This window comes from Paraburkholderia tropica (assembly GCF_914484835.1).
Taxonomy (GTDB): Bacteria; Pseudomonadota; Gammaproteobacteria; order Burkholderiales; family Burkholderiaceae; genus Paraburkholderia; species Paraburkholderia tropica_A.
Genome location: NZ_CAJZAR010000031.1, coordinates 169,550 through 194,851, shown reverse-complemented (window position 1 = coordinate 194,851; position 25,302 = coordinate 169,550). Strand labels below are relative to the sequence as shown.

The 25,302-nt window shown below is 66.0% G+C and carries 22 protein-coding genes; 6 read left to right on the top strand and 16 right to left on the bottom strand.

Annotated elements, in window-relative coordinates; genetic code table 11:
* The first annotated feature begins 4 nt into the window (after positions 1–4).
* On the top strand, positions 5–1,372 hold the full coding sequence (locus LDO54_RS05135; protein WP_224007357.1) for an MATE family efflux transporter: 1,368 nt from the start codon (positions 5–7) through the stop codon (positions 1,370–1,372).
* Positions 1,373–1,538: 166 nt separating this feature from the next.
* On the opposite strand, the gene lipA is transcribed toward LDO54_RS05135, so the two are convergent.
* From lipA to LDO54_RS05105, 6 genes are read right to left on the bottom strand one after another with little or no spacing between them, the layout of a single operon-like run.
* Complete coding sequence (gene lipA / locus LDO54_RS05130; RefSeq protein ID WP_224007354.1) at positions 1,539–2,528, bottom strand: lipoyl synthase; 990 nt, start codon at positions 2,526–2,528, stop codon at positions 1,539–1,541.
* A gap of 1 nt (position 2,529) precedes the next feature.
* On the bottom strand, positions 2,530–3,651 hold the full coding sequence (locus tag LDO54_RS05125; RefSeq protein WP_224007351.1) for an acetoin dehydrogenase dihydrolipoyllysine-residue acetyltransferase subunit: 1,122 nt from the start codon (positions 3,649–3,651) through the stop codon (positions 2,530–2,532).
* Positions 3,652–3,655: 4 nt separating this feature from the next.
* Positions 3,656–4,660 (bottom strand): alpha-ketoacid dehydrogenase subunit beta, encoded by a 1,005-nt coding sequence (locus tag LDO54_RS05120; RefSeq protein WP_224007348.1) that lies wholly within the window; start codon positions 4,658–4,660, stop codon positions 3,656–3,658.
* A gap of 57 nt (positions 4,661–4,717) precedes the next feature.
* Positions 4,718–5,695, bottom strand: coding sequence for a thiamine pyrophosphate-dependent dehydrogenase E1 component subunit alpha (locus LDO54_RS05115; protein ID WP_224007345.1), 978 nt, complete (start codon positions 5,693–5,695; stop codon positions 4,718–4,720).
* 44 nt (positions 5,696–5,739) lie between these two features.
* The gene (locus LDO54_RS05110) at positions 5,740–6,516 is read right to left on the bottom strand and encodes an SDR family NAD(P)-dependent oxidoreductase (RefSeq protein ID WP_224007343.1); all 777 of its coding nucleotides are present in this window, start codon (positions 6,514–6,516) and stop codon (positions 5,740–5,742) included.
* A gap of 39 nt (positions 6,517–6,555) precedes the next feature.
* Complete coding sequence (locus LDO54_RS05105; RefSeq protein WP_224007340.1) at positions 6,556–7,617, bottom strand: ATP-NAD kinase family protein; 1,062 nt, start codon at positions 7,615–7,617, stop codon at positions 6,556–6,558.
* A 470-nt stretch (positions 7,618–8,087) separates the two neighbouring features.
* On the opposite strand from LDO54_RS05105, the gene LDO54_RS05100 reads away from it, so the two are divergent.
* The 3 genes from LDO54_RS05100 (at position 8,088) to LDO54_RS05090 (ending at position 11,576) form a co-directional block, all read left to right on the top strand.
* Positions 8,088–10,085, top strand: coding sequence for a sigma-54-dependent Fis family transcriptional regulator (locus LDO54_RS05100; RefSeq protein ID WP_224007337.1), 1,998 nt, complete (start codon positions 8,088–8,090; stop codon positions 10,083–10,085).
* 315 nt (positions 10,086–10,400) lie between these two features.
* Positions 10,401–11,024 carry a ComEA family DNA-binding protein gene (locus tag LDO54_RS05095; RefSeq protein ID WP_224007334.1) on the top strand — a complete coding sequence of 208 codons (624 nt, stop codon included), beginning with the start codon at positions 10,401–10,403 and terminating at the stop codon, positions 11,022–11,024.
* Between the two features lie 105 nt (positions 11,025–11,129).
* The gene (locus LDO54_RS05090; protein WP_436975510.1) at positions 11,130–11,576 is read left to right on the top strand and encodes a YidB family protein; all 447 of its coding nucleotides are present in this window, start codon (positions 11,130–11,132) and stop codon (positions 11,574–11,576) included.
* Positions 11,577–11,716: 140 nt separating this feature from the next.
* On the opposite strand, the gene clpB is transcribed toward LDO54_RS05090, so the two are convergent.
* Both clpB and LDO54_RS05080 read right to left on the bottom strand, forming a co-directional pair.
* Positions 11,717–14,314 (bottom strand): ATP-dependent chaperone ClpB, encoded by a 2,598-nt coding sequence (gene clpB / locus LDO54_RS05085; RefSeq protein WP_224007328.1) that lies wholly within the window; start codon positions 14,312–14,314, stop codon positions 11,717–11,719.
* A gap of 228 nt (positions 14,315–14,542) precedes the next feature.
* Positions 14,543–15,031: an Rrf2 family transcriptional regulator gene (locus LDO54_RS05080; protein ID WP_224007325.1), complete on the bottom strand. Its 489-nt coding sequence runs from the start codon at positions 15,029–15,031 to the stop codon at positions 14,543–14,545.
* A 192-nt stretch (positions 15,032–15,223) separates the two neighbouring features.
* Between LDO54_RS05080 and LDO54_RS05075 the strand changes: the two genes are divergently transcribed.
* Positions 15,224–15,811 carry a group III truncated hemoglobin gene (locus tag LDO54_RS05075; protein ID WP_224007322.1) on the top strand — a complete coding sequence of 196 codons (588 nt, stop codon included), beginning with the start codon at positions 15,224–15,226 and terminating at the stop codon, positions 15,809–15,811.
* A 122-nt stretch (positions 15,812–15,933) separates the two neighbouring features.
* On the opposite strand, the gene LDO54_RS05070 is transcribed toward LDO54_RS05075, so the two are convergent.
* From LDO54_RS05070 to LDO54_RS05035, 8 genes are all read right to left on the bottom strand, one after another.
* A complete protein-coding gene (locus LDO54_RS05070; RefSeq protein ID WP_224007319.1) occupies positions 15,934–17,289 on the bottom strand; it encodes a HipA domain-containing protein in 1,356 nt (451 codons plus the stop codon).
* Complete coding sequence (locus LDO54_RS05065) at positions 17,289–17,591, bottom strand: helix-turn-helix domain-containing protein (RefSeq protein WP_224007316.1); 303 nt, start codon at positions 17,589–17,591, stop codon at positions 17,289–17,291. The genes LDO54_RS05070 and LDO54_RS05065 overlap by 1 nt, the downstream gene beginning before the upstream one ends.
* Before the next feature lie 251 nt (positions 17,592–17,842).
* Positions 17,843–18,328, bottom strand: coding sequence for a molybdopterin synthase catalytic subunit MoaE (gene moaE / locus LDO54_RS05060; RefSeq protein ID WP_224007313.1), 486 nt, complete (start codon positions 18,326–18,328; stop codon positions 17,843–17,845).
* A gap of 28 nt (positions 18,329–18,356) precedes the next feature.
* Positions 18,357–18,614, bottom strand: a complete 258-nt coding sequence (gene moaD / locus LDO54_RS05055) for a molybdopterin converting factor subunit 1 (protein WP_224007310.1) — start codon at positions 18,612–18,614, stop codon at positions 18,357–18,359.
* A gap of 33 nt (positions 18,615–18,647) precedes the next feature.
* Positions 18,648–19,868, bottom strand: a complete 1,221-nt coding sequence (locus tag LDO54_RS05050; protein WP_224007623.1) for a molybdopterin molybdotransferase MoeA — start codon at positions 19,866–19,868, stop codon at positions 18,648–18,650.
* A gap of 261 nt (positions 19,869–20,129) precedes the next feature.
* The gene (gene thrC, locus LDO54_RS05045) at positions 20,130–21,581 is read right to left on the bottom strand and encodes a threonine synthase (protein ID WP_224007307.1); all 1,452 of its coding nucleotides are present in this window, start codon (positions 21,579–21,581) and stop codon (positions 20,130–20,132) included.
* A 20-nt stretch (positions 21,582–21,601) separates the two neighbouring features.
* On the bottom strand, positions 21,602–22,933 hold the full coding sequence (locus LDO54_RS05040; protein WP_224007290.1) for a homoserine dehydrogenase: 1,332 nt from the start codon (positions 22,931–22,933) through the stop codon (positions 21,602–21,604).
* Positions 22,934–23,007: 74 nt separating this feature from the next.
* Positions 23,008–24,246, bottom strand: coding sequence for a pyridoxal phosphate-dependent aminotransferase (locus tag LDO54_RS05035; protein ID WP_224007288.1), 1,239 nt, complete (start codon positions 24,244–24,246; stop codon positions 23,008–23,010).
* A 583-nt stretch (positions 24,247–24,829) separates the two neighbouring features.
* Between LDO54_RS05035 and LDO54_RS05030 the strand changes: the two genes are divergently transcribed.
* A complete protein-coding gene (locus LDO54_RS05030) occupies positions 24,830–25,204 on the top strand; it encodes an Mth938-like domain-containing protein (protein ID WP_224007285.1) in 375 nt (124 codons plus the stop codon).
* Positions 25,205–25,302 lie beyond the last annotated feature (98 nt).

The following is a 25,302-nucleotide window of genomic DNA, read 5'->3' as shown; positions in this document are numbered from 1 at the left end:
CGCGGTGACGACGACGTTCCTCGCCGACATCCGGCGCATCGCCGGCCTCGCGTGGCCGGTGCTGGTCGGCCAGCTCGCGATCATCGCGTTCGGCGTGATCGACACGGCGATGGTGGGCCGCTACTCGGCGCTCGACCTCGCCGCACTCGGACTCGGTTCGTCGATTTACGTCTCCGTCTACATCGGGCTCACGGGGATTCTCACGGCGCTTCAGCCCGTCACCGCGCAACTCTACGGCGCGCGCAAGGACACCGAGATCGGCGAGGAAGTGCGCCAGGCCTTCTGGCTCGCGCTCGTGCTGATGGCGATCGGCTTCACGATTCTCTATTTCCCCGGCCCGCTGCTCGACCTCGCGCGCGCGCCCGAAGCGCTGCGCGAGCGCACCATCGGTTATCTACGGCTGCTTTCCTTCGGCCTGCCCGCCGCGCTGGCGTTTCGCATCTACAGTTCGCTCGCCAATGCCGTAGGCCGGCCGCGTCTCGTGATGTTTCTGCAAGTGGGCGCGCTGATCGTCAAGGTGCCGCTCAATACCTGGCTGATCTTCGGCGGACTCGGCGTGCCTGCGCTCGGCGGTCCCGGCTGCGCGCTCGCGAGCACGTCGATCAACTGGGCGCTCGCGCTGTGTGCGGCGATAGCCTTCACGCGCGTCGACGTGTTCGAGCCGTTCGAGATCTTCAAGCACTTCTGCTGGCCCGAATGGAAGCGCCAGGCGGAACTGCTCAAGCTCGGCATTCCGATGGGTCTGTCGTATCTGATCGAGGTGACGTCTTACACCTTCATGGCGATTTTCATCGCGCGCCTGGGTACGACGACGCTCGCCGGCCATCAGATCGCCGGGAACATGGGCGCGGTGCTGTACATGACGCCGCACTCGATCGGCGTGGCGACTTCGACGCTGGTCGCGCAGGCGCTGGGCGCGGGACGTCATGCCGAAGCGCGCACGCTCGCGCGCCACGGCGTGATGACGGCGGTCGCGATCGCCTGCGTGTACGGTGCGATCGTGTTCGTGCTGCGGCCGCTGATCATCGGCGGGTATACGCCTGATCCGGCGGTGGCGATTGCGGCGATGCCGCTCGTCGCGATCGTCACCGTGTATCACGTATTCGACGCGTTGCAGATCACGACTGCGTTCGCGCTGCGCGCCTACAAGGTCGCCGTGGTGCCGACCGTGATCTATGCGATCGCGCTCTGGGGCGTGGGTTTGGGCGGCGGCTACGCGCTCGGCTTCGATGTGTTCGGCAACCTGCCCGTCTGGGCGACCGGCGCGCGCGGTTTCTGGCTCGCCAACGCCGCCAGTCTCGTGATCGCGGGTGCGGGGCTCGCGGTGTATTTGCAGCGCGTGAGCACGCGGTATTTGCGGACTCACGCCTGATCGCGGCGATGCGGTTGGAAACGATGGAAACGATGGCGACGATGCAAGGTCGCCATCGCTAAAGACAAGCGGCCGGCTTGGCTAACGCCGTCTACGCACCACTGACTCCCGGTTTTTGGTTACGCACGCGCTTGGCAGTTAGTTGCATAACAGACCAGGCCAAATTTCACACCACTGCGCGCGCCGCCTCCACCGTCTGCGCCGCGTGATACGACGAGCGCACGAGCGGCCCCGCCACCACCTCGCGAAAGCCCATCGCCAAACCCGCTTCGCGCAGCGCCGCGAACTCATCGGGATGCACGTAGCGCCGCACCGGCAAGTGAAACCGCGACGGCGCGAGATACTGCCCGATCGTCAGCACCTCCACGTCGTGCGCGCGCAGATCGCGCATCGTCTCCAGCAATTGCACGTCGGTTTCACCGAGGCCGACCATCAGCCCCGACTTCGTCACGAGTGCCCCGTTCATCGCCTTCGCACGCGCCAGCAGCCGCAGCGAGCCGTGATAATCCGCGCCCGGACGCGCCGCGCGATACAGCGACGGCACCGTCTCGACGTTGTGATTGAACACATCGGGCCACGCCGCCGAGAGCGCGTCGAGCGCGCGCTCGATGCGTCCGCGAAAATCCGGCGTCAGCACCTCGACGCCGATTCCCGGCACGCACTCGCGCACACTCGCGATACAGCGCGCGAAATGCGCCGCGCCGCCGTCGCGCAGATCGTCGCGATCCACCGACGTGATCACCACATGCCGCAAACCGAGCGCCGCGACCGCCGCCGCGAGATGCGCGGGCTCGTCCTCGTCGAGCGGCGCGGGCCGCCCGTGCGCGACATCGCAGAACGGACAGCGCCGCGTGCACAGCCCGCCCATGATCATGAACGTGGCCGTGCGCTGCGCGAAACACTCGCCGATATTCGGGCACATCGCCTCCTCGCACACCGAATGCAGGCGATGCTCGCGCAGCACGGCCGCGACCTCGGCCACCGTCGTGCTCATCATCGGCTTTGCGCGCAGCCACGGCGGCTTGGGCAACGCCGCGCCCTCGCCCGCCGGCACGATCTTGACGGGAATGCGCGCGAGCTTCTCGCGGCTGCGCAAGCCGTGCTGGCCGAGCGCGGTGTCGCCGGCGCGCGGCGTGTCGGACGCGGCGTGCTCCATCTCAGCCTCCCGCGTCGAAAAACGCCTTGAGCAGACGGTTGATCTCGGCGGCGGCTTCCATCTGCACCATATGCCCCTTGCCCGCGATCACCTCCACCTGCACCGTCGGCGCGAGACCCTGCGCGTGCCGCGCCGGAATGATCTGGTCGGCGTCGCCCCAGATCACCAGCACTTTCGGCGCGAGCGTCGAGAGCCGGTCGCGGAACACGCGCCGCTGCGCGCCAGCCGCGAAGCTCTGCGAGGCGATTTTGGCGAGCGCATCCTGCACGCCTTCGAGCCGCTTGTACTTGACGAGATCCTCGACAAGCTGACGCGTGACGAGCGCCGGATCGGCGAACAGCTTGGTCACATGCGGCTTGAGCGCATTGCGGTTCGCCGCGCTCACGAACCCGTCGATATACGCGCCGTCGATTTCGTCGCCGAGACCCGCGCTCGCGATCAGCGAGAGCGACGTCACGCGCGTGGGCACGCGCTCGGCCACCGTCATCGCGACCGCGCCGCCCAGCGAATGCCCGACCAGATGCGCACGCTCGATCTTCTGTGTGTCGATAAAATCGATCACGCTCTGCGCGAGTTCGTCGAGCGCGCCGCTCTCGAGTGCCTTGCCCGACTCGCCATGCCCCGGCAGATCGAGCGCCCAGACCGTGCGACCCGCCGCGAGATCGGCGTGATTGAACAGCCAGTTGTTGAGATCGCCGCCGAAACCGTGAATCAGCACGACGGGCGTCGCATCGGCCTCGCCGAGCTTCAGCCAGCGCACGGTGCGCCCGCCGATCTGCGCCTTCTCAGGCTGCGGCCCCGCGTCGGCGTCGCCCGCTTTCGCGGGCACGAAATCGCGCTGAAATTCGGCGACAGCCGAATCTATTTCGGCATCCGAAGTTTCCGCATCGGCGACGACACCGAGCAACGCGCCCACCGGCAGCGTATCGCCCTCCTGCGCGATCTGTCGTCGCAAGATGCCTTCGAACGCGCACTCGACGCCCGACGCGATCTTGTCGGACTCGACGTCGAGCAGTTCGTCGCCCTTCGAGACCTTGTCGCCGGGCGACTTGAGCCAGCCGTTCACCTGGCCCTGTTCCATCGACAAGCCCCATTTGGGCATCGTGATCATGTGAATCGGCATGACTTCAGCTCCTTGCGGCGCGCGCGGCGGCGGCGATCTGATCCGCCGACGGGATATAGAGGTCTTCGAGCGAGGCCGCGAACGGCACCGGCGTATGCGGCGCGGTCACCATGCCGACCGGCGCCTGGAGATCGTGAAACGCCTTCTGCGCGACCAGCGCGGCGATGTCCGTGGCGATCGAGCAGCGCGGATTCGCTTCATCCACCACCACCACGCGGCCCGTGCGGCTCACGCTTTCGAGGATCGTTTCTTCATCGAGCGGCGAGGTCGTGCGCAGATCGATCACGTCCGCTTCAATGCCGTCTTTCGCGAGCTTCTGCGCCGCATCGAGCGCGTAATGCACCATGCGCCCGTAGGTGACGATCGTCACGTCGTCGCCATCGCGCACGATATTGGCCTCGCCGAACGGAATCGAATACGACTCCTCGGGCACGTCGCCTTCCATCGTGTAGAGCAGCTTGTGCTCGCAGAAGATCACCGGATCGTTGTCGCGGATCGCCGCGATCATGAGCCCCTTCGCGTCATACGGCGTGGCGGGGCACACGACCTTGAGCCCCGGAATATGCGTGAACAGCGAGGTGAGCATCTGCGAGTGCTGCGCCGCCGCGCGCAAGCCCGCGCCGCACATCGTGCGGATCACCACGGGCGTGACCGCCTTGCCGCCGAACATATAGCGGAACTTGGCCGCCTGATTGAAGATCTGGTCGAAGCACACGCCCATGAAGTCGATGAACATCAGCTCCGCCACCGGCCGCAGACCGCACGCCGCCGCGCCCACCGCCGTGCCGATGAAGCCGCCTTCCGAGAGCGGCGTATCGAGCACGCGGCCCGGAAACTTGCCGTACAGCCCCTTCGTCACGCCGAGCACGCCGCCCCACGCGTCCTGCTCGCCGGGCGCGCCCGCGCCGCCCGCGTTGTCCTCGCCCATCACGATCACGCTTTCGTCGCGCGTCATCTCTTGTGCAAGCGCCTCGTTGATCGCCTGCGAATAGGTGATTTTCCGTGCCATTTTCGTCTCCTTGATCTGGAATCCTGATTAACTGTGACTACCCGCGCAGCGGGGCGCTCAGGGATACGACACGTACACATCGGTCAACAGCGCTTCGGGCGCGGGCAGCGGCGCGGCTTTCGCCTTGGCAACCGCGTCGTCGATCAGCGCCTTCACTTCGGCATCGACCTTGCGTAGATCGTCGGTGCTCGCGAGTTCCGCGCGCACCACGCGTTCTTCGAAACGCTTGAGGCAATCCTTTTCCTCGCGCAGTTTCTGCACTTCGCCGGGCGCGCGATAAGTTTGCGCATCGCCTTCGAAATGGCCGAAATAGCGCGAGAGTTTCATCTCGACGAGCGTCGGACCGCCGCCGTTGCGCGCCCGCGCGATGGCTTCGCCGAGCGCTTCATAAACCGCGAAGAAGTCGAATCCGTCGACGATCACGCCAGGCATGCCGAAGCCATTCGCGCGGTCGGCGATATTGTCGGCGGCCACCGACCACGTCGACGACGTCGCTTCCGCATAGCCATTGTTCTCGGCCACGAAAATCACCGGCAGACGCCAGACCGACGCGAGATTCATCGACTCGAAGATCACACCCTGGTTCGACGCGCCGTCGCCGAAAAAGCACACGCCCACGCCGCCGGTTTTCTTCTGCTTCGCCGCGAGCGCCGCGCCGCAGGTGAGCGGACCGCCCGCACCGACGATGCCGTTCGCGCCCAGCATGCCCTTCGCGAGATCGGCGATATGCATCGAGCCGCCCTTGCCGCGGCACGATCCGGTTTCGCGGCCGTAGATCTCGGCCATCATCTCGCGCACGTCCACGCCCTTGGCGATGCAATGGCCGTGGCCGCGGTGCGTGGTGGCCACGTAATCGGCGTCGTTCAAATGGCTCATGACGCCGACCGCCGACGCCTCCTCGCCCGCGTAGAGGTGCACGAAACCCGGAATGTCGCCGGTCGCGAACTCGACGTGCAGACGCTCCTCGAATTCGCGGATCGTGCGCATCGAGCGATACGCCGCGAGCAACTGCTCCTTGTTCAACTGATTCGACATGGTTGTCTCCTGATGAAACACAATGAGTCGTGCCTGCGTTGCCTTCAATGAAACGTGAAGCCTCCATCGACGTTCACCGACTGCCCGGTGACGTTGTCCATCGTCGCGAAGAACAGGGCGAGCCGCCCCATGTCCTCCGGCGTTTGCGCGCGGCCCTGCGGAATCAGCGCGAGCTGATGGCGCTGCCACGATTGCTCGACGCTCTCGCCTTCGTTCTTCCATTCGTCGGAGAGCCGGTCCCACATGTAGGTGCGCACGATGCCCGGGCAAATCGCATTCACCGTGATGCCCTCGCGCGCGACCTCTTTCGCGAGCGCGTTCGTGAAGCCGACCACGGCGAACTTCGAGGCGCTGTAGTGCGCGAGATTCGGAAAGCCTTCCTTACCCGCAATGGACGCGACGTTGATGATGCGGCCGCGCTTTTGCATCAGCAGATGCGGCAGCGCCGCCTTGCAGCCAAGAAACGTACCCTTCGCGTTGACGTCCATAACGAAGTCCCAGTCGCGCTCCGATAGTTCGGATACCGGATGAATCGAAATCACGCCCGCGCAATTCACGAGGATGTCGAGGCCACCGAGTTCCGAAATCGCGCGCGCGACCATCGCTTCGACCTGCGCGGACTGCGTGACGTCGACCTTGCAAGTGACCACGCGGCGGCCGAGTTCCTGCACGTCCTTCGCGGTCTGCGCGAGCGCTTCGTCGAGCAGATCGGCGAGCAGCACGTCGGCGCCCGCCTGAGCGAGCGTGAGCGCGATGCCGCGCCCGATGCCACGCGCGCCGCCGGTGACAATCGCGACCCGGCCTTTGAGTGGTTCGTCCATGCTGATGCCTCCTGGTTGAGGGTGTGGGCATAAAAATCGTCAAACGCGCGCCGCCGCCTCGCGCAACAACTGATGCGAGGCCGCGTAGCGCAGCGTGCGCGCGACATCGACCGTCAACGGGCCGCCCCAGTCGAGCGCGACTTCGTAGCGGTCGCCGCGCGCCGGTTCGATCTCGCGTTCGCCGTCGAAGGCGAGCGTGCCGTGGCCCGCGTCCAGTGGCATCGGCATGCCCACTTCGAGCCGTTGGCAGGTGCGCATGTTGAGCCGCTCGATGCGGCCCGGCGCGATCGGCGCGAGGATCGGCACGCCCTCGCCGCTCGCGTCCGTGGGCGCACCGAAGGTCATGTGCAGCCCGTGCGCCGCGTCGCGCCCGACCGGCGCCCATGCCCCGCCGATCGACGCGAGCCCGATGCCGTCGGGCGGCGCAAAGGCCAGAAATAACGATTCGATATCCGAACTATCCGAAATCGCCCGCGCGCCGACGAACGGTTGCCGCGACACGCAGACATCGACCAGCGCGATTTCCTCGCGGCCCAGCGCCGGACCTTCGACGCAGCGCGCCACCAGCCGCTTGTTGCGCGAGAGCGCGGTTTCGGCGGGCACCGCGCCCGTCGCGACGAGCGCGCCCGCGAGGCCCGCCACGGTGGCCTCGCGCAGTTCGGGAAACGCGTTGTTGGTGCCCGTGGAGAGCGCGAGCAAGGGCGTGTCGCCGCAATGCGCCGCGACCGCGCGATGCGTGCCGTCGCCGCCGAGCACGGCGATCAGCGCGACCTGCTCGCGCACCATGCGGGCGACGCCCGCGTGCGTGTCGGCGGCGCTGTCGCTGATCGGCAGATCGATGAAATCGACGGTGGGCCAGCGCTCGTGACGCGCCACCGCCGCATGCGTTTCGAGCGCGCGCAGCACGAGCGCGGCCACGCCGGTCTTGTCGCGCAACGTGATCACGCGATCGACGCCGAACGCGCCGAGGCCCGCGAGCAAGCGCACGACCATGTTGGCTTTCTCGGCCGTCGGAAACACGGAAGCATGCGTGGTCAAGCGGCGGATGTCGCGACCCGAAGCCGGGTTCGCGATCACGCCTACGGTCACGGGCGTCGTCACGGGCTTTGTCTCCTGATCCGCGCATGGGCGGATGCCTTGTGTCAGCGACGCTTGCACGCCGCCTTTGTCCGCAGACTCTGCAAGCGTTATGCCAATGCGTCCGCGTCGCCCGCTCGCGCCGGCGAAATGCCGCTGCGACGCGGCTTTGCGGCCGTTCCACGCTCGCCCGGCACGATGCGCCGCGCCGCGCCGCCGCGTCTCAGCGAGCGCGGCAATCGGTACTGAGACGCCATGCAGTGCAGCGAGACGCGCGGGCCGCATCGCGCCGCGCCCCGCACGACGTGCCCGAGCCGCCGTTGTGCAGCGACGCATGCGCGTCTCGCGACGCGCTGAGACGATCGTCTCAGCCGTCTCGCTTGCTGCGCTGCGGTGTGATCGCGCGCGCCGGATGTGCTACAACAGGTTCCCGCCGGACGCCGCGCGCGCTCCGCGTCCCCGCCTGGATTGGTCTGGATTCGACTGGAACCGCCATGCCCTACGCCCTCGCTCCCACCCGCCACGCCGCGCGCGTGCGCGACGCCGTCGAAGGCCGCGTGCCCGCGCCGTCCGGCTCGGCGCGGCTCGCATCGTCGTGGCAGCGCTCATTCGAGCGCTATCAGCTCGACCCCGGTTCGGTGATCGGCCCGCGCGTACTGAGCGCCGCCGAACTGCGCGAAATCCGCGAGCGCGAGGAATCGTTTCTGCGCGCCTCGGGCCAGTGCCTCACGCGCCTGCACGACGTGGTGCGCGACGCCGATTACTGCGTGATGCTCACCGACGCGCACGGCGTGACCATCGACTACCGCATCGACCGCGAGCGCCGCAACGACTTCAAGCACGCGGGCCTGCATATCGGTTCGTGCTGGTCGGAGAGCGAGGAAGGCACTTGCGGGATCGCGAGCGTGCTGGCCGATCTCGCGCCGATCACCGTGCACAAGACCGATCATTTCCGCGCGGCGTTCACCACGCTCACGTGCAGCGCCGCGCCGATTTTCGCGCCGGGCGGCGAACTGATCGGCGTGCTCGATGCCTCCGCCGTGCAGTCGCCCGACGGGCGCGAGAGCCAGCGCATCGTCAATCAGCTCGTGCGGCAAAGCGCGACGCTCATCGAGGACGGCTATTTCCTGCATCGCACGTCGTCGTGCTGGATTCTGTTCGGCCATCAGAGCCGCAATTACGTCGAGGCGCAGCCCGAACTGCTGATCGCCTTCGACGAAAACGGCAACGTGGTCGCCGCGAACCGGCGCGCGCGCGAAATCATTCCGGGCCTCGAAGGCCCGCGTCATATCGACGAGATTTTCGATTCGTCACACGTGCAGTTGCGCGATATCGGCCGCATCGAAGCCATCGCGTCGCTGCGTCTGCGTGCGAGCGGCGCGATGCTTTATGCGCGTATCCGTGCGCCGCTCGGGCGCTCCGCGTCGGCGGGCGTGCATGGCGCGGTGCCGCTGCGCGACGCGCGCGACGGACACGCCATGCGCACCACGCGCGCCGAGGAAACGCACGACCGCAGCGCGCTCGGCCCCTTCCTGCGCAGCGCCGACGCGCACGTGGCCGAGAACGCGCGCATCGCGCAGCGCGTGGTCGGCAAGCGGCTGCCGATTCTGCTGCTCGGCGAAACCGGCGCGGGCAAGGAAGTATTCGCGCGCGCGATCCACGATGCGGGGCCGCGCCACAACCGGCCGTTCGTCGCGGTGAATTGCGGCGCGCTGCCCGAGTCGCTGATCGAGAGCGAGTTGTTCGGTTATGCGCCGGGCGCGTTCACGGGCGCGCGGCGTCACGGCGCGCGCGGCAAGATCGCGCTGGCCGATGGCGGCACGCTGTTTCTCGACGAAATCGGCGACATGCCGCTCGCGTTGCAGACGCGCCTGCTGCGCGTGCTCGCCGAAGGCGAAGTGCTGCCGCTCGGCGGCGAGACGCCGCTGCGTGTCGATCTCGACGTGATCTGCGCGACGCACCGCGATCTCGCGCAGATGGCCGCGGCGGGCGCGTTTCGCGACGATCTCTATTACCGCCTGAGCGGCGCGGTGCTCACGCTGCCGCCGCTGCGCGAGCGGCGCGACATCGGCACGCTGATCGACGCGGTATTCGCCGAGGAAGCGCAGGCCGCGGGCCGCCCGCTCGGGCTCGACGCCGCGCTGGCCGCGCAACTCGCCGACTATGCGTGGCCCGGCAATCTGCGCCAGTTGCGCAATGCCATGCGCTACGCATGCGCGGTGTGCGACACCGTGCGCGTGGAGGCGCGGCATTTGAGCGCCGATCTCGCGGCGCAGTTGGCCGTTTCGCCATGCGACCCATGCGGCGCCACGGCGCCGTCGAGCGAACGTGCTACCGGTCAAACCGGCAACGCCGAGCGCGCCCGCATCCTCGCTGCCCTCACCACGCATCGCTGGCGTCCCGACGCCGCCGCTGCCGCGCTCGGCATCTCGCGCGCGACGCTTTATCGGCGTATCGCGAAGCACGGTATCGTCGGACCGCATCGGGCCTGAGCGTTTGCGCCTACGGTTTTTCCGACGCTCCAGCCGCAGTTTTCCGAACGCGCGCACCGTCCTGGCGCACGCGCGCTCGTTGCGCCCGCCGCGATTTGCCGTGATTCGCCGCGATCGGCCGCCGCCACAATGCACAGAAGTATTAAATATTGTGCGGTGCGATTGTCTTGCCACGAAACGCTCGGTATAAATCGACCGCTTCCCGTCCACGGATGCGCGAACTGTCCTATCCTGATAGCGCAGCGCCCTACCGACTGGATGCGTCGTCCGTTCCCGGCTAACCGAATTCGAATTGCCCTCAATGGAGTGATTGCCATGCTGAAGAAGCTGCTGATGCTGTTCCTCGCACTCGGTCTGTCGCTGTCCGCCGCGTTCGCCGCGGCTGTCGAAGTCAATACCGCCGATCAGGCGGCGCTCGAATCGGTCAAGGGCATCGGCCCGGCCCACGCCAAGGCGATCCTCGACGAACGCAGCAAGAACGGCCCGTTCAAGGACGCCGACGATCTCGTCACGCGCGTGAAGGGCATCGGGCCGAAGTCGGTGCAGAATCTCGAAGCCGCGGGCCTGACGATCAACGGTTCGTCGGCGCCGCCGGCGGGTAAGCCGGCTGCGTCGGCCAAGAGCGGCAAGGCGGCGACCCCGGCCACGACGGCCGCGCCCGCCGCCACGACCGGCACCGCGCCGAACCCGATGACTCACACGCCTGCTACGACGGCTCCGACGGCCACGACCGCGCCGGCCGCCTCGGACGCCACGGCCGGCAAGTCCAAGCGCAAGAGCAAGAAGGACAAGGAAGCCGCCGCCGCGAGCGCCGCGCAGGCGGGTTCGGCCGCGCCCGCCGCCACCGCGCCGGACGCCGCCTCGGATACCAAAGCCAAGAAGGGCAAGAAGTCGAAGAAGAGCAAGGCCGCTTCCGACGCGGCCGCCTCGGGCGCCTGATACCGCGCGCCCGCTTTCCGGCACTTTCAGCCGTCCCGCGGCGCGCCCGATGCGCGCCGTCCGATTTTCCGGCCGCGTCCCCCGTCGCGGCCATCATTCAGTGAGATCGTCATGAGCCTGCTTGATACCCTCGGTTCCCTGCTCGGTTCGTCGCAACAGCAACAAGGCGGCGGCCAGGCCCAACTCCTCGCACTCGCGATGGAATTCGTCAACAACCAGCCGGGCGGCCTGAACGGCCTCATCCAGAAGTTCCAGCAAGGCGGTCTCGGCGACGTCGTGCAATCGTGGGTCGGCAACGGCGAGAACCAGGCCGTGTCGCCCGTTCAACTGCACAATGTGCTCGGCTCGGACGTGGTCTCGGGTCTCGCGCAGAAGGTCGGCATGCAGCCCGACCAGGTCAGCGGCCTGCTCGCCCAGGTGCTGCCGCACGTCGTGAACGCGGGCACGCCGAACGGCGAAGTGCCGCAAGGCGGCCAGATCAACAGCGAAAGCGTGCTCGGCACGCTCGGCGGCCTCGCCGCGCTGTTCGGCGGCGGCAACAAGCAGGCTTGATGAGGTGAAGTGACGCGCGGCGCGTCTCTCGCGCGTTGGCGCTTTCGCATCGCCCATGAAAAAAGGGCTCCCCGATTGGGGAGCCCTTTTCATTCGTAGCGCGACGCATCACCGTCGCGCCCGATGCTCACTCAGTGCGTTCAGTGCACGACGCGCTCGAACACGAGCTTGCCGTCCTGAACGTCGACCGGAATCACGTCCTTCGGCCCGAACTTGCCCGCGAGGATCAGCTTGGCGACCGGATTCTCGATCTCCTGCTGGATCGCGCGCTTGAGCGGACGCGCACCGAACAGCGGGTCGTAGCCGACATCCGCGATCTTGCCGAGCGCTTCGTCCGACACCACGAGCTCCATGTCGAGCTTTTCCAGACGCTCGCGCAGACGCTGCAGCTGGATCTTCGCGATCGACTCGATGTTGTCCTTGCCGAGCGCATGGAACACGACGACTTCGTCGATCCGGTTCAGGAACTCGGGGCGGAACTGCAGCTTCACTTCGTTCCAGACCGCTTCCTTGACCGCTTCCTGCGGCTCGCCGTGCATCGACTGGATGAGGTGCGAACCGAGGTTCGACGTCATCACGATCACCGTGTTCTTGAAGTCGACGGTGCGGCCCTGGCCATCGGTCATGCGGCCGTCGTCGAGCACCTGCAAGAGCACGTTGAACACGTCCGGGTGCGCCTTCTCGACTTCGTCGAGCAGGATCACGCTATACGGCTTGCGGCGCACGGCCTCGGTCAGATAACCGCCTTCCTCGTAACCGACGTAGCCCGGCGGCGCGCCGATCAGACGCGCGACGCTGTGCTTCTCCATGAACTCGCTCATGTCGATACGGATCAGGTGATCCTCCGAATCGAACAGGAAACCCGCGAGCGCCTTGCACAACTCGGTCTTGCCCACGCCCGTCGGCCCGAGGAACAGGAACGAGCCGTAGGGCTTGTTCGGGTCCGCGAGACCGGCGCGCGAACGGCGGATCGCATCCGACACCGCGTTGATCGCCTCGTCCTGGCCGACCACACGCTCATGCAGCTTGTCTTCGATCAGCAGCAGCTTTTCGCGCTCGCCCTGCATCATGCGCGAGACCGGAATGCCGGTCGAACGCGACACGACTTCCGCGATTTCCTCGGCGCCCACCTGCGTGCGCAGCAAACGATGACGCTTCGGGCTGTTCTGCTCGGTGGCCTCGGCCTGCGCGACCTGCTTGAGCTGCGCTTCCAGTTGCGGCAGCTTGCCGTACTGCAATTCCGCGACCTTTTCGAGCTTGCCTTCGCGCTGGAACTTCGTGATCTCGGCGCGCACCTTGTCGATGTCTTCCTTGATCTGCGCGCTGCCCTGCACCGCGGCCTTCTCGGCGGTCCAGATCTCTTCGAGGTCCTTATATTCGAGGCTCAGTCGATCGATTTCCTCTTCGATCAATTGCAGACGCTTCTGCGACGCTTCGTCCTTTTCCTTCTTGACGGCTTCGCGTTCGATCTTCAGCTGGATCAGACGACGATCGAGCTTGTCCATCTCTTCGGGCTTCGAATCGATTTCCATCTTGATCTTCGAAGCGGCTTCGTCGATCAGGTCGATGGCCTTGTCCGGCAGGAAACGGTCGGTGATATAGCGATGCGACAGTTCCGCCGCCGCGACGATCGCCGGGTCGGTGATTTCCACACCGTGGTGCAGTTCGTACTTTTCCTGCAGGCCACGCAGGATCGCGATGGTCGCCTCGACCGACGGCTCGTCGACGAGCACCTTCTGGAAGCGGCGTTCGAGCGCGGCGTCCTTCTCGATGTACTTGCGATATTCGTCGAGCGTGGTCGCGCCGATGCAGTGCAGCTCGCCGCGCGAGAGCGCCGGCTTGAGCATGTTGCCCGCGTCCATCGCGCCTTCGGCCTTGCCCGCGCCGACCATCGTGTGAATCTCGTCGATGAAGACGATGGTCTGGCCTTCGTCCTTGGCGATGTCGCTGAGCACCGACTTCAGGCGCTCCTCGAACTCGCCGCGATACTTCGCGCCCGCCAGCAAAGCGGCCATGTCGAGCGAGAGCACGCGCTTGCCCTTGAGCGTTTCCGGCACTTCGCCGTTGACGATGCGCTGCGCGAGACCTTCGACGATGGCCGTCTTGCCCACGCCCGGCTCGCCGATCAGCACCGGATTGTTCTTGGTGCGGCGTTGCAGGATCTGGATCGAGCGGCGGATTTCGTCGTCGCGGCCGATCACGGGATCGAGCTTGCCGGCGCGCGCGCGCTCGGTCAGATCGACCGTGTATTTCTTGAGCGCCTCGCGCTGGCTTTCGGCGTCCTGGCTATGCACCTGCGCGCCGCCGCGCACCGCGACGATCGCCGCTTCGAGCGCCTTGCGCGTGAGACCGTTCTTGCGCGCGATCTGGCCCGCGTCGCCCTTGTCGTCGGCGACGGCGAGCAGGAACATTTCGCTCGCGATATAGGTGTCGTTGAGCTTCTGCGCTTCCTTGTCGGCCTGATTGAGCAGGCCCGTGAGCTCGCGCCCGACCTGCACGTTGCCGTCGGTGCCCTGCACCTGCGGCAGACGGTTGATGGCGTCGTTGAGCGCGTTTTGCAGCGCCTGAACCTGCACGCCCGCGCGCGACATCAGCGAGCGCGCCGAACCGTCCTGTTGCGCGACGAGCGCCGCCAGCAGATGGACCGGTTCGATGTATTGATTGTCTCGGCCGACGGCCAGGCTTTGTGCGTCGGCGAGTGCTTCCTGAAACTTGGTGGTGAGCTTGTCGATTCTCATTTAAAACGAGACCTCCAGTAATCTTGACTGTCACCAAATTTAAGGGTCATTGCGCCAGTTTCAAGCGCACAGGCCGTCATTTTTTCCGATTTTTAGTATGGAAGCGTTCTGGATGCGCAGACGGCCGCCCGCAGCGGGACGGCCGTGAAAATCGCAGATTTGTCTGATCAACGCGCGTCGCGAGGTTCGACGCGAAAACCGGCGTGAAGCGGACGCCGGCCAGCGCCGTCAGCGCGCGGCGCTGGCCGGCTTCGCGCGCGGCATGAAGTTGATGGCCGAGATGCCGAGCACGCTGCTCAGTTCACTCTCCGGCTGCGCCAGTTCGCCGATGGTGTGGCGGTCGAGTTCGGCGAGGAAGGCGTCGCGCGCGGCCGCCAGCGCATGCTTGAGACGGCACTGCGGTTCGATGACGCAGCCGCGACGCTCGCCGTGCTCGTCGGGAAAACAGCCGACCAGCGCAAAATCGCTCTCGGTATGGCGCACCACCGTGCCGACGCTCAGCGCGAGCGAAGCCGGCGCGAGCCGCAGGCCGCCGTTGCGCCCGCGAATGGTGTCGACCCAGCCGAGTTCGCCGAGCCGCTGCACGACCTTCATCAGATGGTTCTTCGAGATGCCGTAGGCGTCGGAGATTTCCTGGATCGTCGCCAGGCCGTCGCGGCGCAGCGCGAGATACAGCATCACGCGCAGCGAGTAGTCGGTGTAGTCGGTCAGTCTCATGGCGATCGTTAAAAAATGAGTCAGGTCAATCGTGACGCTAATGCGTCTAAGATAACATGCAGCGTTCATGCGGGTTTTGCGCTGCCCGGGTATCATGAACGCTTCGTATTTCCAGGTATTTTCCGGCATTTCCGGCCGTATCGGAATGTGCCGCGGCCTACGTACCCTTCGCATCATCCGTACCAGCGCAACATGACCGACGCCCATCCCGCTTCCACGCAGAACGAAGCTCACGTTCCTGCCGCCCCCTACGCCGAGCCGACCGAAGACAACATCCGCGAACTCGTCTACGCGTTCTACGACCGTGTGCGTGCGGACGCGCTGCTCGGTCCGGTCTTCGACGGCATGCTGGCCGGGCGCTGGGACGACCATCTGCCGAAAATGGTGCGCTTCTGGTCGAGTCTTGTGCTCGGCACGAAAACGTACCGCGGCAATGTGCAGCAGGCCCACAATCCGGTGGAAGGCGTCGAGCCGCGCCACTTCAGCCGCTGGCTGCATCTGTTCCTCGATACCGTTCAGGCGCGTTACGAGCCCGCCGCCGCGCTTCAGTTCATGGAGCCCGCGCTGCGTATCGCGCAGAGCCTGCAATTGAGCAAATTCGGCTGGGACTACCAGATTCCGCCCGAACAGCAGGCCTTGCTCGATGCGGTCGCGCCGCGCCGCCGCCCCGCCGGTCTGGGGCACGATCACGACCTGCCCACCCGCCCGCCTGGCGAGCCGTTTCCGACGCGCATCATCGGCCGGTCGATGGACGCCGACGAAGCCGATCGCGCGGATTAAGCTCCGCTGTTTTTTATCGGCGTCGGCGCTTCTTGGCTGTTAGTTGCAATTGATCGTGCGCTCAGTCTCAGTCCCTCTCAGCGCGATCTGCCCCGTTTTATGCGCATAACGGCGCCACAGCATCAGAACAGATTGCGATCGACCTTCGGCACCTCGGGCGCGAGTTTCAGCAGCGCCTGACTTTGCGCGACGACAAAACGCGCCACCTCGTCCACCAGCGTCCGCTCCTCGCCCACATAGACCTCGGCACGCGCCAATTCCGGTGCGAGCGCACTCGCCTGCCGCGCCATGCGCACCATCTCGCGCTCCAGAAAACGCGGCTGCGTGGCGGTGCGCTGGGCGAAATCCGCGAGCGCGTACGGCGTGAGTTCCTGAAGCCGGAACACGTCGCCATAGGCCATCGCCATGTCCTGCTCGACGCGCTCGCCATACGCGTTCACCGACACGAGGTCATACAGCGGCGCGGGCTCCAGATTCGACGCGCGCATGAAAAACGAGATGTTCTTGCCATGCGCGTCGCTATTGCCGATCAGCGCGTGCAGCAAGGCCCAGCGCACGAGAAACGTGCGCGTCGACAGCGGATTGTCGAAATACGGTTCGAGCGCGAACAGCTTCTCGAAACTCACGCCTTCGCGGATATTGCGCACGTCGGCGACATTGCCGAAGTTGCGCTCGTACTTGAACGACACGGGCAGATCGAGCGCCTGACAGCCGTCGATCACATGCCGCCTGCGCACAGCGATCACGGTCTCGCCATCGACGGGATCGAACGCCACTTCGCGGTCGAAACGCTCGATCAGCAAAATCGGCTCGGGGATGCGGCGGATCTCGACCGGTGCGACCTTCAGCCCCAACCGCGCCGCCAGCGTCATGCAGAAATGCTCGTTGGCGACCATGTACGGCGTCACGGCATTGCGCGACTCGGGCTTGAGGATGTGCGTCGAACTGAGCGCGCCGTCCGCGAGCGCGAGGCGTGTGCCTTCCGCCAGCACTTGCAGCTTGTCCTGATAGCCCGCAACCGAGAGCCGCACCTTGCCGTCCCAGACCGGAAAATCGACGAGATCGCGCTCACGGATGCGCTGGCTCAATTCTTCCGCCGAAATCGGTCTGCGCAGCGGCAGCGCGGCCTCACCCGGAGCGCTGGACAGATCCGCGGTTGGCGCGAAACTCAGCGCGCCGACCGGCTCCTTGCCGAGCACGCGCACGAGCCCGAAGACGTTCTCCTTCGAGATCTGATTGACGATGGAAGCGACGTCGAGCGCGCGTCCCTCCGGCAGCAAGTTCTGCAAGAAACGCTGCACTGCGCCCGGCGCCGCGACCTCGCCCGAGAGCGGGATGTGCGGCGAGAGCGGAAAAGCATCGTCGCGCTGACGCCAGGCCGCGTCGTAATCGAAGCCGTAGCGCTCCTCGCGCGATTCGAAGCTCAGCGTGCCGACGGGTGCATCGCCGGTCGTGACACGCAGCGTGTGGGCGGCCATCAGGGCGTCTCCTGCGCCTCAACCGGCATCAACTTGCGCAGCGCGGTCGTGGCTTCGCTGCGCGGAAGCACCAAAAGGCTCAGCCCGAGCCCGTTGAGGATCAGAAAAACCTTGTCGAGACTGACGGAGCGCCCGTTTTCGAGCCGTGAGAGCACGTCTTTGGAGACACCCAGCATTTGCGCGGCATCGTCGATACGCAGTTCGCTCTGCGCGCGCCGGTTGCGCACGAGCAGGCCGAGCGCGGCCATGTCCGGCGCCAGCGGATTCGGACGTTCGATCGGGCGAGGCAAGGTGCGGGGCATGGCGTGGGCGTCCAGAGTAACGAAACACGCCGCTCGTCGCGACGATAATTCCGAGAATATCAGAATTATCCTCTTGGACGCTGTATTTACCCGATAGTTCTCAAATTTCAGGAATAAAGCGACACTGCCCACTCATCGCAGGCATTGTTCTCAATATTCAGGAATTATTCCGCGAATATTCCCGATTCGATTGTTATTCTGATATTCCAGGAACAACAGCAAGCCAGCGGCTCAAAGCGACTCAAGCCGCCTCAATCCGGCTTGCCCAAGGCTGCATTCCCCGACTCGATGCCCCACCGCGCCAGCGCCGCATCGTCGCTTTCGCGCGCATCGACCCAGCGCGCGCCGTGCTCGGTCGCTTCCTTCTTCCAGAACGGCGCTTCGCTCTTGAGATAGTCCATCACGAACTCGCACGATGCGAAGGCGTCGCCGCGATGCTTCGAGGTCGTCGCGACCAGCACGATCTGGTCGAGCGGCGCGAGCTGGCCGACGCGATGCACGATCAGCACCTCGATGCCCGGCCAACGCTTGCGCGCCTCATCGACGATGGTCTCCAGCGCCTTCTCCGTCATGCCCGGATAGTGCTCCAGCTCCATCCCCGCGACGGCGCTGCCGTCGTTCAGGTCGCGCACGGTGCCGACGAAGCACGCCACCGCGCCAATCGACGGATTCTTGGCGCGCAATTGCGCGACTTCCGTCGTCAGGTCGAAATCCTCGGTCTGAACCCGCACGGGCATGACTGCTCTCCTTGTGGCCGTGAGGGGTTCAGCCGCCCGTCACGGGCGGGAAAAACGCGACTTCGCAGCCTTCGGTGATACGCGTGCGCGGGTCGGTCATGACGTGGTTGCACGCCATGCGCAGCGAACGCCCTTCCGCCAGCGTCTCGGCCCAGACGCCGCCGCGCGCGCGCAGCCAGCCGCGCACGTCGCCGACCGTGGCAATGCCGTCGGGCAGCGTGACCGTCTCATCGGCGACGCCCAGGGCCTCGCGCACGCTCGCAAAAAATTTCAGCTGGATTTTCATCGGTTCAAGCTCAGTTCAGGCTCAGGTTCAAGCTCAGTACAGCAGTTCGGTAAAGGGAATGAAGCTCACGATTTCGCCCGCGCTAATCGCATGATTCGGCGGATTGTCGATGATGCCGTCGCCCCAGACCGTCGAGGTCAGCACCGCCGAGCTCTGGTTCGAAAACAGATCGAGACCGCCCGCCGGATTCACGCGCGCGCGCAGGAACTCGTTGCGGCGATCCGATTTGGTCTGCGTAAAGTCGGCGCGCAGCGACAGCGCGCGCGGGCTCACATGCGCGACGCCCGCGAGACGCAGCAGGAACGGCCGCACGAACAGCAGGAAGGTCACGAAGCTCGACACCGGATTGCCGGGCAGCCCGATAAAGAACGCCTCGCCCGCCTGCTCCGCCCCCTCACCGCGGCGCACCGCGCCGAACGCGAGCGGCTTGCCCGGCTTCATGGCGATCTGCCACATGCCGATATGGCCTTCGGCCTCCACGGCCGGGCGCACGTGATCTTCCTCGCCCACCGAGACGCCGCCCGACGTGAGAATCAGATCGTGCTGCGCGGCTGCCTCACGCAGCGTGGCGCGCGTCGCGTCGAGCTGATCGGGCACGATGCCGTAATCGGTCACATCGCAGCCCAGATTGCGCAGCAGGCCCGTGAGCGTGAAGCGGTTCGAGTTGTAGATCGCGCCGGGCTTGAGCGGCTCGCCGGGCATCGTCAGCTCGTCGCCGGTGAAGAACACCGCCACCTTCACGCGGCGCGTGACCGTGAGCGTCGCGCAGCCGACCGAGGCCGCCAGCCCGAGCGCCGCCGGCGACAGGCGCGTGCCCACCGGCAGGATCACCGAATTCTTCTTGATGTCCGCGCCCTGGGCCGTGATCCATTCGCCGGCCTTGGGCGTGTGCAGGATCGTCACTTCGCCGTCGCCGGCTTCGGTCTGCTCCTGCATGACGACGGCATCGGCGCCCGGCGGCACGGTCGCGCCCGTGAAGATGCGCGCCGCCGTGCCCGCCGCGAGCGGCTGCGGCGCGTGACCGGCCGGAATGCGCTGCGAGACCGGCAGACGGCGGCTGCCCTGATGCAGCTCGGCCGCGCGCACGGCGTAGCCGTCCATCGCGCTCGTGTTCATCGGCGGCACGTCGAGAGGCGACACGACTTCGACCGCCAGCACGCGATTGAGCGCGTCGAAGGTCGAGAGCGTTTCGGTCTGGGCGAGCGGCTGCGCAACGGCTAGCAGGGTCGCGAGCGCATCGGCGGTCGAGATCATCGGCGGGCGCGGCGCGCTGGTGCCGGCGGGGCTACCGGAATTCGGAACTTGGGGCGTGGACATGGGCGGGATGAGTGGCGTGCTGGGCGCGGCGCAAACGCGATGCACTCCGCGCGGCGCCTTCGGCAGTGGGTCTGCCGTTATTGTAGCGGCGGGCAGGCGGCCTTGCGCCGCGTGCCCTTATGCCGTGAATTCGCCTTGAAGGCGTCTGCGCACGTCGCGAGCCAATCGCGCCCGAGACGTGCACAGCATCGTGGACGATCAGTCCTGCGTATGCGCGGTGATGTAGTCCTTCACCTGCTTCGCGTCGGCGGCCACAACTTCGAAGCGCTGCGGCAGCGCCTCCAGGCCTTCGAACGCCGCCGGACGCTCGGCTTCGCGATCGAGCGCTTCACGGATCGTCTCGCCGAACTTCACCGGCTGCGCCGTTTCCAGCACGATCATCGGCACGCCCGGCTGCAGGTGCTCGCGCGCGACCTTCACGCCGTCGGCCGTATGCGTGTCGATCATCGTCTTGTAACGCGTGTAGACGTCGCGGATCGTCGCGATACGGTCGTCGTGGCTGCTGCGGCCCGACACGAAGCCGAATTGCTGCACGCGCACAAAATCGCCGCTCGCCGCGAGATCGAAACCACCCTTTTCTTCCACGTCGCGGAACAGCTGCGCGACGCGCGCCGGATCGCGGCCCAGCAGGTCATAGACGAAGCGCTCGAAGTTCGAGGCCTTCGAGATGTCCATGCTCGGGCTGGTCGTGTGGTACGTCTCGGCCGAGGCGCGCACGCGGTAGACGCCGGTGCGGAAGAACTCGTCGAGCACATCGTTCTCGTTGGTGGCGACCACGAGCTTTTCGATCGGCAGACCCATCATGCGCGCGATGTGGCCCGCGCAGACGTTGCCGAAATTGCCCGAGGGCACCGTGAACGAGACGCGCTCGTCGTTACTCTTCGTAGCCGCGAAATAGCCCGCGAAGTAGTAGACGACCTGCGCCACGACGCGCGCCCAGTTGATCGAGTTGACCGTGCCGATCTTGTGCGCGGCCTTGTACGCGTGATCGTTCGAGACCGCCTTGACGATGTCCTGGCAGTCGTCGAACACGCCTTCCACCGCGAGGTTGAAGATGTTCGGGTCTTGCAGGCTGAACATCTGCGCGGTCTGGAACGCGCTCATCTTCTTGTGCGGCGAGAGCATGAACACGCGCACGCCCTTCTTGCCGCGCATCGCGTATTCGGCGGCGCTGCCGGTGTCGCCGGAGGTCGCGCCGAGAATGTTCAGCTGCTGGCCGGCCTTGGCGAGCGCGTACTCGAACAGGTTGCCGAGCAGCTGCATCGCCATGTCCTTGAACGCGAGCGTCGGGCCGTTAGAGAGTTCGAGCAGCGAAAGCTGCGTGCCGTTTTCCTCGCCGAGCGTGGTCAGCGGCGTGATCTTGCTCGCGTCCTCGCCGTGGCGCACGTTGCAGTACGTAGCGGCCGTGTAGGTGCGGCGCGTGAGATCGCGCAGGTCGTCGGCGGGAATGTCGTCGCTGAACTTCGAGAGGATCTCGAACGCGAGGTCCGCGTACGAGAGACCGCGCCAGCGCGCGAGTTCTTCCTTGCCGATCTGCGGATACTGCGCCGGCAGATACAGGCCGCCGTCGCGCGCGAGGCCACCCAGCAGGATGTCCGAGAACGCATGATGTTCGCCGGCGCCCGCGCCGCGCGTGGATACGTAATTCATTGCCTGGTCCTTGCGTTACCTTAGTTCAGTCCTTCCATGCGCAGCTTCGTCACCGACGACTTCACCGTCGCCAGCTTTTCGATCTGCGCGATCGCCGCGTTGACGTTCTTCTCGACCGTCTCGTGCGTGATCAGGATGATGTCGGTCTCCGCCTTGCCCTGTGCGTCCACTTCCTCCGACTCCTTCTGCAGCAGCGCGTCGATCGAGATGCCGCTGTCGGCCAGGATGCGCGTGATGTCGGCCATCACGCCGGTCTGGTCGGCCACGCGCAGGCGCAGGTAGTAGCCGCTCGTGACTTCGTCGATCGGCAGGATCGGCGTGTTCGACAGGCTGTCCGGCTGGAACGCCAGATGCGGCACGCGATGCTCGGGATCGGCCGTGTGCAGGCGCGTCACATCCACGAGATCGGCCACGACCGCCGAAGCCGTCGGCTCCGCGCCCGCGCCCTTGCCGTAGTAAAGCGTGGTGCCCACGGCGTCGCCGTGCACGACCACCGCGTTCATCGCGCCTTCCACATTCGCGAGCAGGCGCTTGGCCGGGATCAGCGTCGGGTGCGTGCGCAGCTCGATGCCCTTCTCCGTGCGGCGCGCGATGCCCAGCAGCTTGATGCGATAGCCGAGTTCTTCCGCGTACTTGATGTCGATGGCGTCGAGCTTGCTGATGCCTTCCACGTAAGCCTTGTCGAATTGCACCGGCACGCCGAACGCGATCGCGCTCATGATCGTTGCCTTGTGCGCGGCGTCCACGCCTTCGATGTCGAAGGTCGGGTCGGCTTCGGCGTAGCCCAGCTCCTGCGCGCCCTTCAGTGCGGTCGCGAAGTCGAGGCCGCGCTCGCGCATCTCGGACAGGATGTAGTTGGTCGTGCCGTTGATGATGCCGGCGATGTACTGGATGCGGTTGGCCGTGAGACCTTCACGCAGCGCCTTGATGATGGGGATGCCGCCCGCCACCGCCGCTTCGAACGCGACCATCACGCCCTTGGCGCGCGCGGCCTGGAAAATTTCCGTGCCGTGCACCGCCAGCAGCGCCTTGTTGGCCGTGACCACGTGCTTGCCGTTGGCGATCGCGCGCAGCACGAGGTCCTTGGCGAGCGCGGTGCCGCCGATCATTTCGGCGATGATCGAAATCGACGGATCGTCGACGACGGCGTTGAAGTCGGTCGTCAGGTCGACGCTGCCGGCTTCGCTGCCGAGCGCCGTGGTGGCCTTGGCCGGATTGCGCACGGCGATGCGCGCGATCTCGATGCCGCGGCCCGCGCGGCGTTTGATTTCTTCCTGGTTGCGGCGCAGTACCGTGAAGGTGCCGCTGCCCACCGTGCCGAAGCCCAAGAGACCTACTTTGATCGGTTCCATGCAGCGTGTGTTCGTCTAAGTGTGTGAAAAGGAAATGCGTTTTGCGTGGCGTTACGTGGCGTTGGCGCTGAAGCTCAGGTGCCGTGACGCTGACGATAGCCGTCGAGGAAGCGCGCGATCCGGTTGATCGAATCGGTCAGGTCGTCGACGTTCGGCAGGAACACCACGCGGAAGTGATCCGGCTGCTTCCAGTTGAAACCCGTACCCTGCACGAGCAGCACGCGCTCCTGCAGCAGCAGATCGAGGATGAATTGCTGGTCGTCCTGGATCGGATAAAGCTTCGGGTCGAGGCGCGGGAACATATAGAGCGCCGCCTCCGGCTTCACGCAGGTCACGCCCGGAATGGCCGTGAGCATGTTGTACGCCAGTTCGCGCTGACGATACAGGCGGCCGCCCGGCTGGATCAGCTCGTTGATGCTCTGGTAGCCGCCGAGCGCCGTCTGGATCGCGTACTGGCCCGGCACGTTCGCGCACAGGCGCATCGACGCCAGAATGCCGAGGCCTTCCGTGTAGTCCTTCGAACGGCGGCGGTTTTCGCCCGTCATGCCCGAAAGGAACATCCAGCCCGCGCGGTAACCGCACGCGCGATAGCTTTTCGAGAGGCTGTTGAGCGTGACCGTGATCACGTCTTCCGAAAGCGAGCCGAGCGCCGTGTGCGTCTTGCCGTCGTAGATGATCTTGTCGTAGACCTCGTCGGCGAAGATGATCAGACCGTGCTCGCGCGCGATGGCGACGAGGCCTTCCAGCAGTTCGTCCGAATACAGCGCGCCCGTCGGATTGTTCGGGTTGATGACAACCAGCGCGCGCGTGTTCGGCGTGATCTTCGCGCGGATATCGTCGAGATCGGGCATCCACGCGTTCGACTCGTCGCAGATGTAATGCACGGGCGTGCCGCCCGACAGGCTCACCGCCGCCGTCCAGAGCGGATAGTCGGGCGCGGGCAGCAGGACTTCGTCGCCGTCGTTGAGCAGCGCCTGCATGGCCATCACGATCAGCTCGGACGCGCCGTTGCCGATGTAGATGTCGTCAAGCTCGACGCCCTTGACGCCCTTTTGCTGCGCGTAATGCATGATCGCCTTGCGCGCGGCGAACACGCCCTTCGAGTCCGAATAGCCCGAGGAGCCCGGCAGGTTCAGGATCATGTCCTGGATGACCTCGTCGGGCGCGTCGAAGCCGAACGGCGCCAGATTGCCGATGTTCAGCTTGATGATGCGATGGCCTTCTTCTTCGAGGCGCTTGGCATGCTCGAGCACCGGCCCGCGGATGTCGTAGCAAACGTTCTGCAGCTTGTTGGATTTGAGAATCGGTTTCACGGCGGGCTTTCGGTCTGGGAAGCGGTCTTAAGGGGCCAAAAAGAGGCTGATCGGGCAACGGCCGCGGCACGGCGCACCGGCTAACCCGGGTATCTAGCGAAGCGGGCCGGACGGCGCACGGGCCGCGAGCCTGACGAGGCAAGGGGCGAGCGTGGCTGCGGCACAGGCCAACTCCGGCTAACCACGGGAAACTGCGGACATCTTCGGGCAACGTACCAGTCTGCAGCTTGTGGCTGCGTTCGCCCGCTGCGTTTGCCCGGCAAGGATGTCACAGGCGAATGGCGCGGATGTGGCGCACGGACTGACGGCTCGAAGCGATTCAGGCCGGACCCCGCTGGGGCGACGGCGCGCCGCAGCGGCTAAAAAGCTATAATTTAGCGGATTTTGGCCGACTTCCGCAATGCGCAAAGCGCCGCCACGGGCCGCGCCGGGCCTCGGGCAGCCGCCGCGTGCGGCGCTCGCGGGTCCGCGCCGTGCGCGCGGCGGCACGCGCAGTCCCGGCATGCACAGTCGGTTACGCGGCATTACGCGACGTCGCGCGGCACTCGACGCAACCTTCGCCGAAACCTCTCGGAATTCCGTTTTGAAACTACACCAGGACTCCAGCGGCGCCCTGAACACCGTCACCGGTTATGGCGCCGATTACGTCGACATCAATCTCGAACGCCACAACGGCAGCATCCTCGTCATGCCCGACTCGCCGGTCCAGCCCTGGCCGGTGAACGCGTTCGACGCCCTCACCCCCGAACATTTCGCGCAGCTGCTGCCGCTCAAGCCCGAGGTCGTGGTGTTCGGCAGCGGCGAGCGCCTGCGTTTTCCGCATCCGCGCCTGACTGCGCCGCTGTCCGCCCAGCGCATCGGCGTCGAGGCAATGGATTTCAAGGCCGCCTGCCGCACTTACAACATCCTGATGGCCGAGGGCCGGCGCGTGGCGCTCGCGCTGCTGATCGAGGCTTGATTCAAACGCGATCGCGCCCCTGAACGAGCTTCAGGGTGAACCCCGGGGCGAATAGCCCGCGACACTTGATCGCGCCCCGGATCAGCAGCCCGATGGCG

Bases quoted from the DNA above. Each gene is read 5' to 3' on its own strand.
- lipA (WP_224007354.1), bottom strand. From the start codon at position 2,528: ATGGAGCACGCCGCGTCCGACACGCCGCGCGCCGGCGACACCGCGCTC.
- LDO54_RS05125 (WP_224007351.1), bottom strand. From the start codon at position 3,651: ATGCCGATTCACATGATCACGATGCCCAAATGGGGCTTGTCGATGGAA.
- LDO54_RS05120 (WP_224007348.1), bottom strand. From the start codon at position 4,660: ATGGCACGGAAAATCACCTATTCGCAGGCGATCAACGAGGCGCTTGCA.
- LDO54_RS05115 (WP_224007345.1), bottom strand. From the start codon at position 5,695: ATGTCGAATCAGTTGAACAAGGAGCAGTTGCTCGCGGCGTATCGCTCG.
- LDO54_RS05110 (WP_224007343.1), bottom strand. From the start codon at position 6,516: ATGGACGAACCACTCAAAGGCCGGGTCGCGATTGTCACCGGCGGCGCG.
- LDO54_RS05100 (WP_224007337.1), top strand. From the start codon at position 8,088: ATGCCCTACGCCCTCGCTCCCACCCGCCACGCCGCGCGCGTGCGCGAC.
- LDO54_RS05095 (WP_224007334.1), top strand. From the start codon at position 10,401: ATGCTGAAGAAGCTGCTGATGCTGTTCCTCGCACTCGGTCTGTCGCTG.
- clpB (WP_224007328.1), bottom strand. From the start codon at position 14,314: ATGAGAATCGACAAGCTCACCACCAAGTTTCAGGAAGCACTCGCCGAC.
- LDO54_RS05080 (WP_224007325.1), bottom strand. From the start codon at position 15,031: ATGAGACTGACCGACTACACCGACTACTCGCTGCGCGTGATGCTGTAT.
- LDO54_RS05075 (WP_224007322.1), top strand. From the start codon at position 15,224: ATGACCGACGCCCATCCCGCTTCCACGCAGAACGAAGCTCACGTTCCT.
- LDO54_RS05070 (WP_224007319.1), bottom strand. From the start codon at position 17,289: ATGGCCGCCCACACGCTGCGTGTCACGACCGGCGATGCACCCGTCGGC.
- LDO54_RS05065 (WP_224007316.1), bottom strand. From the start codon at position 17,591: ATGCCCCGCACCTTGCCTCGCCCGATCGAACGTCCGAATCCGCTGGCG.
- moaE (WP_224007313.1), bottom strand. From the start codon at position 18,328: ATGCCCGTGCGGGTTCAGACCGAGGATTTCGACCTGACGACGGAAGTC.
- moaD (WP_224007310.1), bottom strand. From the start codon at position 18,614: ATGAAAATCCAGCTGAAATTTTTTGCGAGCGTGCGCGAGGCCCTGGGC.
- LDO54_RS05050 (WP_224007623.1), bottom strand. From the start codon at position 19,868: ATGATCTCGACCGCCGATGCGCTCGCGACCCTGCTAGCCGTTGCGCAG.
- thrC (WP_224007307.1), bottom strand. From the start codon at position 21,581: ATGAATTACGTATCCACGCGCGGCGCGGGCGCCGGCGAACATCATGCG.
- LDO54_RS05040 (WP_224007290.1), bottom strand. From the start codon at position 22,933: ATGGAACCGATCAAAGTAGGTCTCTTGGGCTTCGGCACGGTGGGCAGC.